At 64.6% G+C, this 17387-nt stretch carries 12 protein-coding genes; 7 read left to right on the top strand and 5 right to left on the bottom strand.

What is annotated here, in order from left to right; all coding sequences use genetic code 11:
- Positions 1 to 116 precede the first annotated feature (116 nt).
- From IAG25_RS25155 to IAG25_RS25145, 3 genes are all read left to right on the top strand, one after another.
- Entirely contained in the window at positions 117 to 650 is a 534-nt protein-coding gene (locus tag IAG25_RS25155; RefSeq protein ID WP_187607265.1) for a superoxide dismutase family protein, read from the top strand.
- 161 nt (positions 651 to 811) lie between these two features.
- Positions 812 to 1381 (top strand): dCTP deaminase, encoded by a 570-nt coding sequence (gene dcd, locus IAG25_RS25150; RefSeq protein WP_187607264.1) that lies wholly within the window; start codon positions 812 to 814, stop codon positions 1379 to 1381.
- A 105-nt stretch (positions 1382 to 1486) separates the two neighbouring features.
- On the top strand, positions 1487 to 3772 hold the full coding sequence (locus IAG25_RS25145; protein ID WP_035508355.1) for an arginine/lysine/ornithine decarboxylase: 2286 nt from the start codon (positions 1487 to 1489) through the stop codon (positions 3770 to 3772).
- 75 nt (positions 3773 to 3847) lie between these two features.
- On the opposite strand, the gene gstA is transcribed toward IAG25_RS25145, so the two are convergent.
- The 4 genes from gstA to IAG25_RS25125 all read right to left on the bottom strand — a co-directional run bounded on the left by gstA (position 3848) and on the right by IAG25_RS25125 (position 8004).
- Positions 3848 to 4453 carry a glutathione transferase GstA gene (gstA, locus tag IAG25_RS25140; protein ID WP_187607263.1) on the bottom strand — a complete coding sequence of 202 codons (606 nt, stop codon included), beginning with the start codon at positions 4451 to 4453 and terminating at the stop codon, positions 3848 to 3850.
- Positions 4454 to 4637: 184 nt separating this feature from the next.
- A complete protein-coding gene (locus IAG25_RS25135; protein WP_187607262.1) occupies positions 4638 to 5570 on the bottom strand; it encodes a bestrophin family protein in 933 nt (310 codons plus the stop codon).
- A 154-nt stretch (positions 5571 to 5724) separates the two neighbouring features.
- On the bottom strand, positions 5725 to 7128 hold the full coding sequence (gene argH, locus IAG25_RS25130) for an argininosuccinate lyase (protein ID WP_035508320.1): 1404 nt from the start codon (positions 7126 to 7128) through the stop codon (positions 5725 to 5727).
- A gap of 69 nt (positions 7129 to 7197) precedes the next feature.
- Complete coding sequence (locus IAG25_RS25125; protein ID WP_187607261.1) at positions 7198 to 8004, bottom strand: helix-turn-helix transcriptional regulator; 807 nt, start codon at positions 8002 to 8004, stop codon at positions 7198 to 7200.
- A 111-nt stretch (positions 8005 to 8115) separates the two neighbouring features.
- Here IAG25_RS25125 and IAG25_RS25120 point away from each other — a divergent pair, with 111 nt between their 5' ends.
- Positions 8116 to 8880: a class I SAM-dependent methyltransferase gene (locus tag IAG25_RS25120; protein WP_187607260.1), complete on the top strand. Its 765-nt coding sequence runs from the start codon at positions 8116 to 8118 to the stop codon at positions 8878 to 8880.
- A gap of 645 nt (positions 8881 to 9525) precedes the next feature.
- On the opposite strand, the gene ppc is transcribed toward IAG25_RS25120, so the two are convergent.
- On the bottom strand, positions 9526 to 12585 hold the full coding sequence (gene ppc / locus IAG25_RS25115) for a phosphoenolpyruvate carboxylase (RefSeq protein WP_187607259.1): 3060 nt from the start codon (positions 12583 to 12585) through the stop codon (positions 9526 to 9528).
- A gap of 335 nt (positions 12586 to 12920) precedes the next feature.
- On the opposite strand from ppc, the gene hemC reads away from it, so the two are divergent.
- The 3 genes from hemC to IAG25_RS25100 are packed head-to-tail and all read left to right on the top strand — an operon-like array spanning position 12921 to position 17244.
- Positions 12921 to 13928 (top strand): hydroxymethylbilane synthase, encoded by a 1008-nt coding sequence (hemC, locus tag IAG25_RS25110; RefSeq protein ID WP_187607258.1) that lies wholly within the window; start codon positions 12921 to 12923, stop codon positions 13926 to 13928.
- Positions 13928 to 16051: a fused uroporphyrinogen-III synthase HemD/membrane protein HemX gene (hemDX, locus tag IAG25_RS25105; protein WP_187607257.1), complete on the top strand. Its 2124-nt coding sequence runs from the start codon at positions 13928 to 13930 to the stop codon at positions 16049 to 16051. The genes hemC and hemDX overlap by 1 nt, the downstream gene beginning before the upstream one ends.
- Positions 16051 to 17244 (top strand): heme biosynthesis protein HemY, encoded by a 1194-nt coding sequence (locus IAG25_RS25100; RefSeq protein WP_187607387.1) that lies wholly within the window; start codon positions 16051 to 16053, stop codon positions 17242 to 17244. The genes hemDX and IAG25_RS25100 overlap by 1 nt, the downstream gene beginning before the upstream one ends.
- The last annotated feature ends 143 nt before the right edge of the window (positions 17245 to 17387 follow it).

Genomic DNA, 17387 nt, shown 5'->3' with positions numbered 1-17387 from the left:
CGAATATCCGATCGAATCTGCGCGAGCCTTGTGCAATGCGGCTCGCGGTATCATGTCGCCTTCGATGCGCGGCAGCGTGGACGCACTGGGCGTCGGCGGGCCGCCGAGAGGATCGCATGGGACACAGATTCGACGGGAGGGCGCTTCACGCCTTGATCGCGACGGCCGCTTGCAGCGTCATGCTGAGCGGTTGCGGCCTCATCTTCCAGAATCATGAAAAGCGCGCGGACGCGGTCCTGCAACCGACGCCCGGCAACGCGACGCGCGGCACCGTCACGTTGATCGAGCGCGCGGACGGCGTGCAGGTTTCCTACAACCTCACGGACATGCCGCCGAACAGCGACCACGCGCTGACCGTGCACGAACGCGGCGACTGCATCGCCGTCAACGAGCAGGATGCGAGCCCGGTGTTCGCGCTGCCTTCGGAGCGCAGACGGGCGACATCGCGTGTCGAAGGCGAACTCGGCAATATTCACGCGGACGCGACCGGCGCGGCGACGGGCTTCATCGTCGCGACCGAGGTGTCGCTCGACGGCGTGCGCTCGGTCATCTCGCGCGCGATCATGCTGCATCGGGAAGCGGTGGACCCTTACGCGAGCGCGCCGCACAACGTGGGTCCGGCGCTCGCTTGCGGCGTGATTCGTCGATAGACGCCGCGTCTTTCGCGCCGCGCCCGACGCGCTCGCCCGATCGCGTAAAATACGCGCTTTCGTCTGGCCCGCGGCGCGCATCGCCGCCGGAGACCTTGCCCCGTTTCACTGCAGGCGATGGTCGCGAGACCCGAGCCGTTCACCGTTGAGTAGCGTTCCCTATGAGCATCAAATCCGACAAGTGGATTCGCCGCATGGCCGAAGAGCACCGAATGATCGAGCCGTTCGTGCGCGATCAGGTGCGCGTGACCGAGGACGGCCGCAAGATCGTGAGCTACGGTACGTCGAGCTACGGCTACGACATTCGCGTCGCCGATGAATTCAAGATCTTCACGAACATCAATTCCACGATCGTGGATCCGAAGAATTTCGACGAGAAATCGTTCGTCGATTTCAAGGGCGATGTCTGCATCATTCCGCCGAATTCTTTCGCGCTCGCCCGCACGGTCGAATATTTCCGCATTCCGCGCTCGTGCCTGACCGTGTGTCTCGGCAAATCGACCTATGCGCGCTGCGGGATCATCGTCAACGTGACGCCGTTCGAGCCGGAATGGGAAGGCTACGTGACGCTCGAATTCTCGAATACGACACCTTTGCCTGCCAAAATCTACGCAAACGAGGGCGTCGCCCAAGTCCTGTTCTTCGAAAGCGATGAAGTGTGCGAGACGTCGTACGCGGATCGCGGCGGGAAGTATCAAGGGCAGCACGGCGTGACGCTGCCGAAAACCTGATCATCGCCGCGCTTTCAGAAACGCACACGGCAAACGCTTGTCGAAAGACCGCTGGCTTCGAGATCGCTTCTCGGGCAGCGGTCGTTCCATTTGGAGAATCGCCTCATGAAGTTCCGCTTTCCCGTCGTCATCATCGACGAAGACTTTCGCTCCGAGAACATCTCGGGTTCCGGCATTCGGGCGCTCGCCGAGGCGATCGAGAAAGAAGGCGTCGAAGTCCTCGGCCTGACGAGCTATGGCGATCTCGCCGCGTTCGCGCAGCAGTCGAGCCGCGCGTCGTGCTTCATCTTGTCAATCGATGACGACGAGCTGCTGCCCTACGCCGACAATGTCGTCGTGGAAGGCGACACGCCGGAGCTGGCGTCGGCGATCGTCGCGCTGCGTGCGTTCATCAACGCCGTGCGCCGCCGCAACGCGGACATCCCCATCTTCCTGTACGGCGAAACGCGCACTTCGCGCCACTTGCCGAACGACATCCTGCGCGAGCTGCACGGCTTCATCCACATGTTCGAGGACACGCCGGAGTTCGTCGCGCGGCACGTGATCCGCGAGGCGAAGGTATATCTCGATGCGCTCGCGCCGCCGTTCTTCAAGGAACTGGTGCAGTACGCGGACGAGGGTTCCTATTCGTGGCACTGCCCGGGGCATTCGGGCGGCGTCGCGTTCCTGAAAAATCCGCTGGGGCAGATGTTTCACCAGTTCTTCGGCGAGAACATGCTGCGCGCGGACGTCTGCAACGCGGTCGAGGAACTCGGCCAGCTGCTCGATCACACCGGTCCGGTTGCGGCGTCGGAGCGCAACGCGGCGCGCATCTTCGGCGCGGATCATCTCTTTTTCGTGACCAATGGCACGTCCACGTCGAACAAGATCGTGTGGCACGCGACCGTCGCGCCGGGCGATATCGTCCTCGTGGACCGCAACTGCCACAAGTCGATCCTGCACGCCATTACGATGACCGGCGCGATTCCCGTGTTCCTCACGCCGACGCGCAACAACTTCGGCATCATCGGGCCGATTCCGCGCGACGAGTTCAAGCCGGAGAACATCCGCAAGAAGATCGAGGCGAATCCGTTCGCGCGCGAGGCGCTCGCGAAGAATCCGAAGGTGAAGCCGCGCATTCTGACGATCACACAGAGCACGTATGACGGCGTGATCTACAACGTCGAGATGATCAAGGACCTGCTCGGCGACATGCTCGACACGCTGCATTTCGATGAAGCCTGGCTGCCGCACGCCGAGTTTCACTCGTTCTATCAGGACATGCACGCGATCGGCGCGGGCCGTCCGCGCACGGGCGCGCTCGTGTTCGCGACGCACTCCACGCACAAGCTGCTCGCCGGCATTTCGCAGGCGTCGCAGATTCTCGTGCAGGACAGCGAGAACAGCGCGTTCGACCGGCATCGTTTCAACGAGGCGTATCTGATGCACACGTCGACGTCGCCGCAATACGCGATCATCGCGTCGTGCGACGTCGCGGCCGCGATGATGGAAGCGCCGGGCGGCGAGGCGCTCGTGGAGGAATCGATCGCCGAGGCGCTCGATTTCCGCCGCGCGATGCGCAAGGTCGATGCCGAATACGGCGACGACTGGTTCTTCAAGGTGTGGGGCCCGGACGCGCTGGCGGAAGAGGGCATCGGCGACCGCGAGGACTGGATGCTGAAGCCGAACGACCGCTGGCACGGCTTCGGCGCGCTCGCCGAAAACTTCAACATGCTCGACCCGATCAAGGCGACGATCATCACGCCGGGACTCGACGTGGACGGCGAATTCGGCGAGTCCGGCATTCCGGCCGCGATCGTGACGAAATATCTGGCGGAGCACGGCATCATCGTGGAGAAGACCGGGCTGTATTCGTTCTTCATCATGTTCACGATCGGCATCACGAAGGGCCGCTGGAACTCGATGGTCACCGAGCTTCAGCAGTTCAAGGACGACTACGACAACAACCAGCCGCTGTGGCGCGTGCTGCCGGAATTCGTCGCGCAGCATCCGTCGTACGAGCGCATCGGCCTGCGGGATCTGTGCGGGCAGATCCACAGCGTCTATCGCGCGAACAACATCGCGCGTCTGACGACGGAGATGTATCTGTCGAGCATGGAGCCGGCGATGAAACCGTCCGAAGCGTTTGCGAAGCTCGCGCACCGCGAGATCGACCGTGTGCCGATCGACGAACTCGAAGGCCGCGTCACGTCGATCCTGCTCACGCCGTATCCGCCGGGCATTCCGTTGCTGATTCCGGGCGAGCGTTTCAATCGCACGATCGTGGATTATCTGCGTTTCGCACGCGAGTTCAACGAGCGCTTTCCGGGTTTCCACACGGATATCCACGGGCTCGTCGGCGAGATGATCAACGGGCGTATCGAGTATTTCGTCGATTGCGTGCGCAATTGATGATCAACTGATCCGCTGCTGCAAAAACAAACGGCCCTGCAAAGGGCCGTTTGTCATTGCAGGAACGCCGATCGTTCAGATCAGGCCTTCCGCCTTCATCGCCGCGTGCACGCCCGGACGCGCGCCGACGCGCTCCTGATACGCGACGAGCGCCGGCCACTTGCCGAGGTCGAGATCGATGTACTTCGCCCAGCCGAGCACGGTGAAGAGATAAGCATCGCCGATGCTGAATTCGTTGCCGAGCAGGAACTGCTTGTCGTCGATTTGCTGCGCGACGTAGGCGAGACGGCGTTCGAGATTGGCCATCGCGGCCGCTTTCGAGTCGCTGCTCGCGGCCGGATTGAAGAACGGCGAGAAGTTCTTGTGCAGTTCCGTGCCGATGAACGTCAGCCAGCTTTGCAGGCGATAACGCGCCATGCCGTCATTGAGCGGCGCGAGATGCTTCGCCGGCACCTGATCGGCGATGTACTGCATGATCGCGGGGCCTTCGGTCAGCAGTTCGCCGTTGTCGAGCAGGAGCGCGGGGACGTAACCCTTCGCGTTGATCTTGTTGAAATCCGCGCCGCTCGCGGTGAGCTTGGTCTTGAGGTCGACGGCTTCGATTTCGTAAGCCAGTCCGGATTCTTCGAGAGCGATATGCGATGCGAGGGAACAGGCGCCTGCTTTGTAGAACAGTTTCAAAACAATTTCTCCAGGGTGAGTCGGCACGATTATGAATGAAGTCGTTTGGCCGTGGCTGACCGGATTGTGAAATTGTCTGTGTCGTGGGTGGAGATAAATGCTTGCAATAAATCGGATTCTTCGCGCGTTTAATCTGGATTGCCAAGTATAGGGTTGAGATTCAACGCGCCAACCCAACGACTCGTTAATCGATCACGAACTTTCGCGGCAAGGTCGGGCCGGCAGCCGGCGGCATCGGAAACCCGGCATCCGCGGCCATGTCGTGCAGCGCGATCTCGATGCTCTCGCACATCGCGTTCAGCGCGAGGTCGTTCTCTTCGAGGCCAAACGGATCTTCGATCTGCGCGGCGATCGCTTCCAGCGCCATGAACGCATACGCCACCAGCAGCGCGAACAGCGGCGTGAGCACGCCGGCGCCATCGACGAGCCCGAACGGCAGCATCACGCAGAAGAGGTAGATCGTGCGATGGATCATCACCGAGTACGAAAACGGCAGCGGCGTGGTCGCGATGCGCTCGCATCCGCCGATCACATCGGAAAGCGCGTTCAGATTGTGCTGAATCGCGAGCATCGCATAGCCGTCGAGCACGCCTTCGCGCCTGCGCTCGGCGACCCATTCGCCGAGCCAGAGCAGAATCAGCGCGGGCCGGTACTTCGCGGCCGCAACGCGCGCGTGCAAATCGGATGGCAATCGCGGAGCCAGGTCAGAGAGCGCATCGGTGCCGCGCAACTGATGCCGAAGCGCGTGCGCCAGTGCGCCGAGCGCCGCGAGGAAACGGCGCGACTGAGCACGGTCCCGCGGCTCCGGCAGCGACAGCACCTGCTGCGCCAGTGCGCGCGATGTGTTGAGCAACGTCCCCCACAATTTGCGGCCTTCCCACCAGCGCTCGTAACTGGCGCCATTGCGAAACCCGAGAAACACGGCTAGCGCGATACCCACGAGTGCGAACGGCGGCGTGCCGAGGCCGATCGGATAATGGCGCATGTGGTCGTGCATGAAAATCGCCGCCACCGACAGCGCGAAGATCAGCCCAAGGCGCGGCAGCAGTTGCGGCAGCACGGAGCCGTGCCACACGAACAGCAGTCGAAACCAGTTGAGCTTGGGGCGGATGATCATGACGGAGCGTTTCGATGAGCGCGAGTGAGCAACATCCGATTATCCCGAAAATACCGGCCGTCGCGCAGAGACATGGCGACGCGTCCGGAAAAGAAAAAGGCCGTCCATGCGAACGGCCTTCGATGTCACGAGGCAAACGTGGCAGGCGGCACGATCAAAGCGATTCGCGCGCCGCCTTTGCCGCCGCGCGCACCTGATCCGGCGCGGTGCCGCCGGGGTGATTGCGGCTCGCGACCGAGCCCTCGAGCGTCAGATACTCGAACACGTCCTCGCCGATCAGATGCGCGACGTTCGGCAGTTCGCGGCGCATCTCGTCGAGCGACAAATCGGCGATATCGCACTCGCGATCCACGCAAATGCGCACCGCATGCGCGACCGCCTCGTGCGCGTCGCGGAAGGGCAGGCCGCGCTTCACGAGATAGTCCGCGAGATCGGTGGCGGTCGAGAAGCCTTGCAGCGCCGCCGCGCGCATCGCTTGCGGCTTGACCGTGATGCCCGCCGCCATTTCCGCGAAGATGCGCAGCGTGTCCGCGACCGTATCGACGGTATCGAACAGCGGTTCCTTGTCTTCCTGATTGTCCTTGTTGTACGCGAGCGGCTGGCCTTTCATCAGCGTGAGCAGCGCCATGAGATGGCCGTTCACGCGTCCGGTCTTGCCGCGCGCCAGTTCGGGCACGTCGGGATTCTTCTTCTGCGGCATGATCGACGAACCCGTGCAGAAACGGTCCGCCAGATCGATGAAGCCGACGCGCGGGCTCATCCACAGCACGAGTTCCTCGGAGAAGCGCGACACGTGCGTCATGACGAGCGCGGCCGCCGCCGTGAATTCGATCGCGAAATCGCGGTCGGACACTGCATCGAGCGAATTCGCGCAGATGCCGTCGAAGCCGAGCGTCTTCGCGACCGCGTGACGATCGATCGGATAGCTCGTGCCGGCGAGCGCCGCCGCGCCCAGCGGCAGACGGTTCACACGCTTACGCAGATCGCGCATGCGCTCGGCGTCGCGCGAAAACATCTCGACGTACGCGAGAAGGTGATGACCGAACGTCACCGGCTGGGCCACCTGCAGATGCGTGAAGCCCGGCATGATGGTGTCGGCATGCTTCTCGGCCATGTCGATGAGCGCGAGACGCAGATCCGTAAGCAGGCCGCCGATACGGTCGATCTCGCCGCGCAGCCACAGGCGGATATCGGTGGCGACCTGGTCGTTGCGCGAGCGGCCGGTATGCAGGCGCTTGCCGGCATCGCCGATCAGCGCCGTCAGCCGCGCTTCGATGTTCAGGTGCACGTCTTCCAGATCCAGCTTCCACTCGAACTCGCCGCGCTCGATTTCACCCTTGATCTGCGCCATGCCGCGCTCGATGGCGGCGAGATCGTCGGCGCCGATGATCTTCTGCGCCGCGAGCATCGACGCGTGCGCGAGCGAGCCCTGAATGTCGACGAGCGCGAGCCGGTTGTCGAAGAACACCGACGACGTATAGCGCTTGACGAGCTCCGACATCGGCTCGGAGAAGCGAGCCGACCAGGCTTCGCCTTTTTTGTGGAGTTGGGACGTCATGGTGATTTTCTCAACGGAGGGTTTGGCTTCGATTCGACTTCGGGAAGACGAAAATTTTAACATTCGGCACTAGTCGGACCCGACGAGGATCACGAGCTTCAGATCTTCCCGATGCGCCGGCTTGAACGTGATCTGGTTGAACACGAGAGGCCCGCGCGACGGATGATTGAACGCGCGTTCGCCGCCTTCGCGCTCGAACACGTCCTGCGACGCCCAGAATCGCGCGAAGGCGGCGCTCGCGGCGCTCAGATCGTCGATGAGCGTGCGGGTCGGTGCGTCGTTCAAATGGCGGATCGAATCGGCGCGGAATTCGGCGGCGAGACGGCGCGCGCGCGTTTCCCAATCGACGATCAACGCGCGCGCCGCCGGCGATGTGAACGTGTAGGTCAGCAGGTTGCGGTCATGCTCCCCATCGAGCCAGCCGACAAACAACGCCGATGCATGCTCGTTCCAGCGCAGCGCGTTCCACTGACGGTCGAGCACGTAGGCCGGTGCGCCGATCAGCGCGACCGTTTGCAGCAGCGCGGCGGGCGCGTCCTGGCTGGCGGGATCGGGCTCGGCGGGATCGCGCTGGGCGGCGAGTTCGAACAGATACGCGCGTTCGGCGCGCGACAGCTGCAGCGCGACGGCGATGCGCGCGAGCGCATCGGCGGAAGCGGACACGGGACGGCCCTGTTCGATCCATGTGTACCAGGTCGGGCTCACGCCGCACAGTTGCGCGACTTCCTCGCGGCGCAGGCCGGGCGTGCGGCGGCGCGGACCGGCCGCGAGACCGACTGCCTGCGGCGAGAGCCGTTCGCGATGTGCGCGGATGAATTCGCCGAGCGCATGCGCGGGCGTTTCGGCGAGGGGTTCGGTTTTGTCGGTGAGGGGCATTCAAACGTCGACAGGTGGTTTCTATACCAGAATATCTGCACAACTTGTACTGGTACAACGTGGACTCTATTGTAGCGGGCAGACCTTCCCCACATCGAACCGGAGAGCGCGATGAAACACCACGACCAGGTCGCAGACGCATTCGGCAGCACTGCCGCCGCCTATCTCACGAGCGCCGCCCACGCGAGCGGCGCCGATCTTCAGAGCCTCGCCGCGACTTTCGCGGCCACATGCGGCAACGCGATCGTGCTGGACATGGGCTGCGGCGCGGGGCACGCGAGCTTCGCGATTGCGCCGCATGTGCGGGAGGTCGTCGCGTACGACATCGCGCCGCAGATGCTCGCGACGGTCGATGCCGCCGCGAAGGAGCGCGGCCTGACGACGATCCGGACGCAGCAGGGCGCCGCCGAAATGCTGCCGTTCGCGGACGGCACGTTCAACTGGGCCGTGAGCCGCATGAGCGCGCATCACTGGCGCGACGTGCCGGCCGCGTTGAGGGAAGCGCATCGCGTGCTGAAGCCGGGCGGACGGCTCAGGTTCATCGATATCGCGGGTATCGACGATCCGCTCTACGACACGCATATTCAGGCGATCGAACTTCTGCGCGATGCGTCGCACATCCGCGACTATCGCGCCGATGAGTGGATCGCGATGCTCGATGCCGCCGGTTTCGACGCGCAGGTGACTGAGCGCTGGCGCATTCCGCTGGAATTCGAGTCGTGGGTGTCGCGGATGCGCACGCCGGCCGAGCGCGTGGTGGCGATCAGGTCGATGTGGAACGGTGCGCCCGATGAGGTGCGCCAGTACTTCGGGGTGAAGGACGATTGCTCGTTCGAGCTGGATGCGGTGATGATCGAGGGGAATCGGAGGGGGTGATGGGTGTTGGGCTTCTATGGATGGCCCGGTTTCGCGGTGGTCTATTAGCACTGCCCCTCCCCGGGGCGGGGGTCACTTTCTTTGCTGCTGCAAAGAAAGTAACCAAAGAAAGCAGCTCGTTCAGGCCCGCGGTCACACGCAGTTTGGCCATGCTTGCCAGCCCGCGATGGCACTCGCCTAAGTGTCGCCCTCGAAGGCCCAATCGGGCTTGGCTCGCGCACGGTCTGACACATCGCACTACAGAACAAACTGGTTCAGCACCAAATAGCTCCAGCCCGCTTCGCGGCCGATGGGTCAATCGGGTCTGACCGCGCTCTTCTCGACGGTTTCCCTCGCATACCCAACGGCAGCGCGTAGCGCTGTGCCGAAGCTGTTTGGTGCTGAACCAGCGCGCTGAAACCTCTCGGGCGGCAGACCGTGCGCGATCCAAGCCCGGTTAGGTCTGTGAGGGCGACACTTAGGCGAGTGCCGCCAGCGGCTGGCAAGCATGACCAAACTGCGTGTGACCGCGGGCGGTGAAAAGCTGCTTTCTTTGGTTACTTTCTTTGCAGCAGCAAAGAAAGTGACCCCCGCCCCGGGGAGGGGCAGTGCTAATAGACCGACACGCCAACGGGATCCGGCGAAAACCCCGCCACACCCCTACCATCACCCCGTATTCCGCAACCCCGCCGCAATCCCGTTGATCGTCAAATGAATCCCGCGCCGCAAGCGCACGTTCTGATCTCCCGCGCGGTGGCGCTTCAACAGTTCGACCTGCAAATGGTTGAGCGGATCGAGATACGGAAAACGGTTCTTGATCGACCGCGCGAGCAGCGGATTATCCGCGAGACGATCGCTCTTCCCGGTGATCTCGGCGAGCACGTCCGACGTGCGCTGATGCTCCGCGACGATCTTGTCGAACACGGTCTTGCGCAGCTTCCTGTCCGTGACGAGCTGCGCATAACGCGACGCCACCGCGAGATCGGTCTTCGCGAGCACCATGTCCATGTTCGACAGCAGGTTCTTGAAGAACGGCCACGTCTTGTGCATCTTGCGCAGCGTAGCCAGCCGCTTCGCGCGTTCATCGTCGGAGCCGGACTTGTCGAGATACGCCGTCACCGCGCTGCCGAAGCCGTACCAGCCCGTCAGCAACAAACGGCATTGCCCCCACGAGAAGCCCCACGGAATCGCGCGCAAATCCTCGATCTTGCGCTGCTTCGGGTCCTGCAGCTTGCGCGACGCCGGCCGGCTGCCGATATTCAGTTCCGCGATTTCCGAAATCGGCGTCGACAGGAAAAAATAGTCGGTGAAGCCGGGCGTCTCGTAGACGAGCGCACGGTATGCGGCCATCGCGGAATCGGAGAGCGTCTGCATCGTCGCTTCGAATTGCGGCAACTGCGCGGGCGCATTCTCGTGCGGCAGCAGCGATGCTTCGAGCGTCGCCGCGACCACCGTCTCCAGATTGCGCCGCCCGATCTCCGCGTTCGCGAACTTGCTCGCGATCACTTCGCCTTGCTCGGTCAGACGGATTTGCCCGTCGACAGTGCCGGGCGGCTGCGACAGAATCGCCTGATAGGTCGGGCCGCCGCCGCGTCCGACCGTGCCGCCACGGCCGTGAAACAGTCGCAAGGTCGTGCCGCGTTCCTTGAAGAGCGTAACCAGCGCCAGTTCCGCGCGATACAGCTCCCAGTTCGACGTGAGGAAGCCGCCGTCCTTGTTGCTGTCCGAATAGCCGAGCATCACTTCCTGCTCGTTGCCCTGATTTTCGATCAGCTTGTCGATGCCCGGCAGCGCGAAGAACTCGCCCATGATGACCGGCGCATTGCGCAAGTCGGCGATAGTTTCGAAGAGCGGAATCACCATCAGGCCGTCGCGCGGTGAATCGTCTTTGGCGCCCAGATAGCCTTGCAGCACGCCGGTTTCCTTCTGCAGCAGCATCACTTCCAGCAGGTCGCTGACGGTTTCCGTGTGCGAGATGATGTAGTTGCGCACCGCGCGCGCGCCGAACTTCTGACGCGTCTCGCGCGCGGCTTCGAGCACGCCGAGCTCGCTCTTCGCGAGATCGGAATACTGCGCGTAAGGAAGACGCAGCGGACGCGGTTGCGCCAGTTCCTTCAGCAGCACGTCGCGCTTGTGCTCTTCGGACAGCGACGCGTAATCCGCGACGACGCCCGCACGCGCGAGCAACTCGGTCACGACCGCTTCGTGAATATCCGAGCTTTGCCGCAAGTCGATGCTCGCGAGATGGAAGCCGAACACTTCGGCGGCGCGCGCGAGCGGCGACAGCCGCAGCGTCGACATCGACGCACCGTGATGCTCCGCGAGCGAATCGATCAGCACGTGCAGGTCGCGCACGAATTCGGAAGCGTCCGCGTAGGGCTTCGCGCGAATCTGCGGCTGGCCGGCGCCCGCGCTGCGCACCGCGACGACGCCTTCGCCGAGCCGCACGCGAGCACTCGCCGCAAGCCGCGTGTACATGCCGATGAGCGCGCGCCGATACGGCTCGTCCGTGCGATGCGGCGACTGATCCGGCGAGGCATCGGCGAGCGCCTTCAACGCATCGCTGGAACCGGCGAGCAGATTCGACACGGACAGTTCCGCGCCGAGCTTGTGCGTCTCTTCCAGATAGTGTTCGAAGATCACGATCGCCTGACGGGTGATCGCGGTTTCGAGCGTTTCGCCGGTGACGAACGGATTGCCGTCACGGTCGCCGCCGATCCAGCTTCCCATCTGGAAGAACGGCGGCAGGCGCACGGGCAGGCCGTGCTCGGCGAGCGCGCCTTCGATATCGGCATAGAGCGCGGGAATCTCCGCGAGGAAGGTCGCGCGATAGTAGGACAGCGCGTTGTCGATTTCGTCGGTGACGGAGAGCCGTGTTTCGCGCAGCATGCGCGTCTGCCACAGCGACGTCACCCGCGCGCGCAGCACGGCTTCGTTCTGGGCGCGTTCGCGGACGGTCAGTTCCTGATCGCGCTCGGCGAGCAGGCGCGCGATGTCGTGCTGAGCATCGAGAATGCTCTTGCGCGAGACTTCGGTCGGGTGCGCGGTGAGCACGGGCACGATCAGCGCATCGCCGAAAAACTTGTCCAGCAGCTTGCGCGTCGCGCTGATGTTCTTGTGCTCGCGCATCCGTTCGATGGCATAAGCGATCGTGCCAGGCTGCGACACGGAGCCAGCGAGCGCGTGGATGCGGCGGCGGCGATTGTGATGCCGGTCTTCCGCGATATTCGCCAGATGCGAAAAGTAGCTGAACGCACGCACGACCGACACCGTCTGCTCCGGCGACAGCGCGCGCAGCTTCTTCTCCAGCGTCTGCGCGGCTTCGCTGTCGTCTTCGCGGCGGAACTTCACGGCCGTCTGACGAATGGCTTCCACCACGTCGAACACGGCGTCGCCTTCCTGCTCGCGCAGCACTTCGCCGAGCAGACGGCCAAGGAAGCGGATGTCCTCGAAGAGCGGGCGGTCCTTGTCGTCGCGCGTGCGGCTCGCGGGTTTCGCGGCGGCCGCGCCGTTGGCGCGCGGCGCTTTCGCTTTGGTCGCGACGCGTTTGGCCGCGGCCTTGATGCCCGGCCTCGGTTTCGGCGCGATCGCCGCTTTCGATGCCTTCGCCGCCGTGGCGGCCTTCGTGACGATGGGCGACGACGCCGGGCGCGGCGCGTCGGAGGAGGAAGACTTGGGCAATGCGGCGTTGCGGCGCGCCGGGCGAGCCGATCCAGAAGACGTCACGTTGGGTTCCTCTCAGAAGCTGCGAAGCCAGGGACCACATCGACGTGATGCAACCCGGACGGGCGCCGCATCGGACAGGAAACCGCAGGCCGTGCGAACGGCCGTGCGTCAAACCGGCGACAGCATGCCGCGGCGTTTAGCGGGCCCCGAAGCGGTCATCGCGCGCGAAGCGGCCTGCGCCGTCGTTCACCCGGATACAAACGCGCCACGGACGCCCCGAAAGGCGCATCGGACAAGGCTCTCGCGCGCTGCCCATGTGTCAGTGGACCTTGGCGTGCGTGCTACCATTGTTCGCTAATGTCTATTCATCCATCCCGTCATTCGATCGAGCATCAATGAATTCCGAGACGCATTCAACGACACCGCCCGCGAGCATCACCATCGCTTCGCGGGAAAGCCGGCTTGCGATGTGGCAGGCCGAGCATGTGCGGTGTGCGCTGCACAAATTATATCCATCTTGTGACATAAAAATCCTCGGAATGACGACGCGTGGCGATCAGATTCTTGATCGCACGTTGTCGAAGGTCGGCGGCAAGGGTCTCTTCGTGAAGGAGCTCGAAGCCGCGCTCGCCGAAGGCCGCGCCGATCTCGCCGTGCATTCGCTGAAAGACGTGCCAATGGAACTGCCCGAAGGCTTCGCGCTCGGCGCCATTCTGGAGCGTGAAGATCCGCGCGACGCCTTCGTGTCGCCGCACTACGAATCGCTGGAAGCGTTGCCTGCGGGAAGTATCGTCGGCACGTCGAGTCTGCGCCGCGAAGCGATGATCCGCGCGCGCTTTCCCGCGCTCGAAGTGCGTCCGCTGCGCGGCAATCTCGACACGCGTCTTGCCAAGCTCGATCGCGGCGAATACGCGGCGATCATTCTCGCGGCCGCCGGATTGAAGCGGCTCGGTCTCGAAGCGCGCATCCGTGCGCTGCTCGATCCGACGGAGAGCCTGCCGGCGGCGGGGCAGGGCGCGCTCGGCATCGAGATGCGCGCGGATCGCGCCGATCTCGCCGCGTGGCTCGCGCCCTTGCACGACGAACACACCGCGCTCGCGGTCGAGGCGGAACGCGCCGTGTCGCGTGCGCTCGGCGGCAGTTGCGAAGTGCCGCTCGCGGCGCATGCCGTGTGGCGCGACGGCGCGCTGCATCTGCGCGGCGCGGTGGCGATGCCTAACGGCAAGCGTGTGCTGCGCGCCGAAGAAACCGTGCGTTCGCCCGATCTCGCCGGCGCGCTCGCGCTCGGCAAGCGCGTGTCGTCGGATCTCGAAGCACAGGGCGCAATGGATATCGTCAACGCGCTCACCACGACGAGCCGCGCCGATGCCCCCAACGCCGCGCCCTCGGGGCCGAAGTCCTGATGGCGAGCGAGCGCCGCGCCACCGTCATCGTCACGCGTCCGGGCGGACAGTCGTCCGCGTTGCTCGCGCTCCTCACGAACGCCGGCTTCGACACGCTGGAATTCCCGCTGATCGATATCGCGACCGTCGCCGACGATGCACCGTTGCGCGCCGCGCTCGACGAGTTCTTTCTGCCGCCCGACGCACCGGGGCGTTACGCGCTGGTGGTGTTCGTGTCGCCGAATGCGATCGATCATGCGTTCGGCCGGCTCGGCGCGCCGTGGCCCGCCGATCTTCCCGTCGCGGTCGTGGGTCCGGGATCGGTCGCGGCGCTCGCGCGGCAGGGCGTGCACGCGCCCGCGCATCGCGTGATCAGTCCATCGACGGAAGACGCCGATCCCCGCTTCGACTCGGAAGCGCTCTACACCGCGATCGAAGCGCATTTCGGCACGAACGGTCTCGAAGGCAAGCGCGTGCTGATCGTGCGCGGCGACGGCGGCCGCGAATGGCTCGCCGAACGGCTCGCCGAGGCGGGCGCGCGGGTCGAGAAAGCCGCCGCGTATCGACGTGTGCTGCCGGAGCCGTCGATGCAGAAGTGGGAGCGCATCCACGAACTGCTCGCGGGAAAGCCGCACGCGTGGCTGCTGACGAGTTCCGAAGGCGTGCGCAATCTCGACGAGCTCGCGCACGAGCACCTCACCGCCGACGAAATCGTGCTGCTCAAACGCACGCCGGTCGTCTGCCCGCACCCGCGTATCGCCGAAGCCGCGCGGGGAGCGGGTTTTGATAGGATTACGGTGTCCGGCGCGGGCGACGAACGCATCGCACACTCGCTGGAAGTGCTGTTCCCGCCCGACACCGCCGCAGCAGCCGCGCAGGCGGAGCCACAACGCAACTCACGCGATCCGGAGGCCCACGCATACGCGAGCGCTGCAGCGAGCGCATCGAGCTCGAACCATTCCTCATCCGCGCCGACGGACGCCCATCCGGCCACCGCGCCGGCCCACCAAACGGCTCAATCACGCATGACTGATTCGAACGATTCCAAAAAAGCTTCACCTCAGCCGAACGTGACACCGCCCTTGCCGCCGAACACGCCTTTCACGCCTTTCGAGCAGCAGAAGCGCCGCGGCGGCGCGGGCATCGTGTTGTTGTGGTTCGTCATCGTCATTCTGGCGGTGGCGGCGGGGGCGGGCGCGTTCGTCCTGAATCGCAAGTTCGACCGCGCCGACGCGCAACTGTCGCAACGCCTCGCCCAGTCCGACGAGCAGAACGCCGATCTGCGCGCGAAAGCCGATCAGGCCGCGAGCGCGACCACCGCGCTGAATACGCAGATCATCCAGTTGCAAGGCAAGCTCACCGATGCCGAAACGCACAGTCAGGCGTTGCAGCAGCAATATCAGGATCTCGCGAGCAATCGCGACGACTGGACTATCGCCGAAGTCGAGCAGATTCTGTCGAGCGCGAGCCAGCAACTGCAACTGACCGGCAACGTGCAGCTCGCGCTCTTCGCGCTGCAAAGCGCCGACACGCGGCTTGCCGCGAGCACCGGCCCGCAGGTCGTCGCGATCCGCAAGGCGATCGCGCAGGACATCGACAAGCTGAAGGCCACGCCCACCACCGATCTCACCGGTCTCGCGATCAAGCTCGATACCGCCATCGACCAGATCGACCAGTTGCCGCTGTCGGGCGAAGCGCCGATCGCACGCGCCCGCGCGCAGACGGCCGAGCCGGCCAACAGCGCGTCGATCGCCGCGGCGACCGGCGAGCCGCGCTGGAAGGTGCTGTGGCATCAGATCACCAACGGCATCGGCCAGCAGTTGTCGAGCCTCGTGTCGGTGCGGCGCATCGATAACGCCGACGCGATGCTCACGTCGCCCGATCAGGGTTATTTCGTGCGCGAGAACGTGAAGCTGCGTTTGCTGTCCGCGCGTCTGTCGCTCCTGTCGCGCAGCGAGCCTACGCTCAAGTCCGATCTGCACGCCGCCGATGCCGCGCTCGCGCGCTACTTCGATGCATCGTCCAGGAAGGTGCAGGCCGTGCGCGATCTCGTGAAGCAGGTCGATCAGGCGTCGCTCGCCGTCGCCGTGCCGAACCTGAACGCCAGCCTCGCCGCCGTCCATCAGTTCAAGCGAGGCGGATGATGACGATTCGTGGACTGATCTGGCTCGCGCTGCTGTTCGCGGTAGCGGTGATCGTCGCGACGGTCGGGGGTTTCAACGGCGGGCAGATCCTGCTCGTGATTCCGCCGTATCGGGTCGACATGTCGCTCAACCTGTTCGCGGTGGCGCTCGTCGTGCTGTTCATCGTGCTCTACGCGGTCATCCGCGCGGTGCGCGGCGTGTGGAAGATGCCGTCGCGCGTCGCTGCGTATCGCACGCGCAGCAAGCTCGCGAAGGCGAATGCGTCGCTGCGCGATGCGGTCGGGCATCTCTACGCCGGGCGCTTCTCGAAGGCCGAGAAGGCCGCGCGCGATGCGCTTTCCGTCGACGCGAACAAGGGCGCGGCCGGGCTCATCGGCGCCAACGCGGCGCATCGTCTGCACGAATACGCGCGCCGCGACGAATGGCTCGCGCAGGTTTCCGGCACGGACTGGCAGGACGCGCGCCTGATGGCGACCGCCGACATGCGCGCCGATGGCCGCGACGCCGACGGCGCGCTCGTCGCGCTCACAGAAATGCAGGCGCAGGGCGGACGGCGCATCCACGCGCAGCAGATCGCGCTGCGCGCGCAGCAGCAGTTGAAGAACTGGGGCGAAGTGCTGAAGCTCGTGCGCATGCTGGAAAAACGCGAGGCGCTGCATCCGGCGGTTGCGGTGCGGCTGCGCCAGGTGGCGGCGGAAAACCTGCTGCGCGACCGGCGGCACAATCCCGACGCGCTGCTCGAACTGTGGCAGTCGCTTTCGGTGACCGAGCGCCAGTCGCCGCGTCTCGCCGATCTCGCCGCGGAGTTGCTGATCGCGCTCGATCGCCGCGCGGAGGCGAAGAAGATCGTCGAGGATGCGCTCGCGCACAACTGGGACGCGCGGCTCTTGCGGCGCTATCCGGATTGCATCGTCGGCGGCGACGCGTTCCCGCTGATCCAGCGCGCCGAAGCGTGGCAGAAGGAACGCACCGAAGACGCCGATCTGCTCTTCACGCTCGGGCGGCTGTGTCTGCATCAGCAGTTGTGGGGCAAGGCGCAGGCGTTCCTCGAATCGGCGCTGAAACTCGCCGACAACGAACCGCTCAAGATCCGCACGCATCGCGCGCTCGCGCGTCTGCACGAGCAACTCGGCGACACCGAAAAGGCCGCGGAGCATTATCGTGCGAGCGCGCTTGCGATGAACGTCGTCTGATCCGCGAATCGTCGAACGTCTGCAAAAGCCGCATGAGAGAAACTTTCATGCGGCTTTCTGTTTTTTGTCCACGGAAACGGCGTTTGAGGTTGTCTGTACGTTAGCGCACAACGGCGACGCGCCCGACGTGGTCTAGTTTGCTT

The organism is Caballeronia sp. EK, assembly GCF_014384845.1.
Classification (GTDB): domain Bacteria; phylum Pseudomonadota; class Gammaproteobacteria; order Burkholderiales; family Burkholderiaceae; genus Caballeronia; species Caballeronia jiangsuensis.
Note: the sequence above shows the minus strand (reverse complement) of the source record. Positions and strands in the feature narration are given on the sequence as shown.